Origin of the sequence: Bacteroides sp. ET489 (assembly GCF_030518095.1) — a bacterium.
Classification (GTDB): domain Bacteria; phylum Bacteroidota; class Bacteroidia; order Bacteroidales; family Bacteroidaceae; genus Bacteroides; species Bacteroides ndongoniae.
This window is the reverse complement of sequence record NZ_JAULLJ010000111.1, coordinates 1-958: the sequence shown is the minus strand read 5'-3', so window position 1 is coordinate 958 and position 958 is coordinate 1. Positions and strand designations below refer to the sequence as shown.

At 43.7% G+C, this 958-nt stretch carries 1 protein-coding gene; it reads left to right on the top strand.

Annotated elements, in window-relative coordinates:
- Window positions 1–46: 46 nt before the first annotated feature.
- Window positions 47–946, top strand: coding sequence for an IS5 family transposase (locus Q3C19_RS18235; RefSeq protein ID WP_302731277.1), 900 nt, complete (start codon window positions 47–49; stop codon window positions 944–946).
- The last annotated feature ends 12 nt before the right edge of the window (window positions 947–958 follow it).

Here is a 958-nt window from a genome sequence, read left to right as displayed (position 1 = left end):
ATTGAAGTGATTTAAACTTATTTCATTCTCTTAAAATCGTGTCAAAATGTTAAAGCACAGCGTACAAATTGAATTGTTCCTTATATTATGGGTGACCAAACTCATATATTGTGAAAGTCCAATGTACACTGTGCTCGACAAAGATACGATAAAAAATGAAATATTGCCTCATCTTTCCAAGGCAAAACGTGGTTATGTCACTCAAAGTTGTCTCATAGAGGTGGTAAACGCCATCTTGTACAAGTTGAAGACCGGTTGTCAATGGGCGTTCCTTCCTGTGGAAGCCCTGTTTAGCGGCAAGGTACTGAGCTATGGTGCCGTGTATCACCATTACAACAAATGGAGCAAGTCGGGCGAGTGGAAATCCATGTGGGTCAGGTTGCTTGACAAACACCGCAATGAGTTGGACATGTCCAGCGTGGATTTGGACGGGAGCCACACGGCTGCACTCCGTGGCGGTGAAGAAGTCGGATACCAGGGTCGGAAGAAACGGAAGACGACCAACGCACTCTACCTGACAGACAGGCAAGGACTTCCGATTGCCATGTCTTCTCCGAAATCAGGCGAACACCATGACGTACATGACATAGAAAAGGTCATCGGTGACATGTTCAACGACCTTGAGAAATCCCATATTCGGGTTGATGGCCTTTTCCTCAATGCCGATGCCGGATTCGATTGTGATGTCTTACGTGGTTTCCTGTGTGAAAAAGAGGTCATCGCAAACATCTGCATCAATAAACGGAGAGAAAATGCCGATGACATCTTTGTTGATGATGAACTGTATGCTGAAAGGTATTCCATTGAACGAACCAACGCTTGGATGGACAGTTTCAGGACGCTACTGAACCGATTCGATACAACTGTTTCAAGTTGGATGTCTTGGAATTACTTGGCATTTGCAGTCTTGTTACTGAAGAAAATTTCACGAAAACAAAAAGTTTAAATCACTTCATTA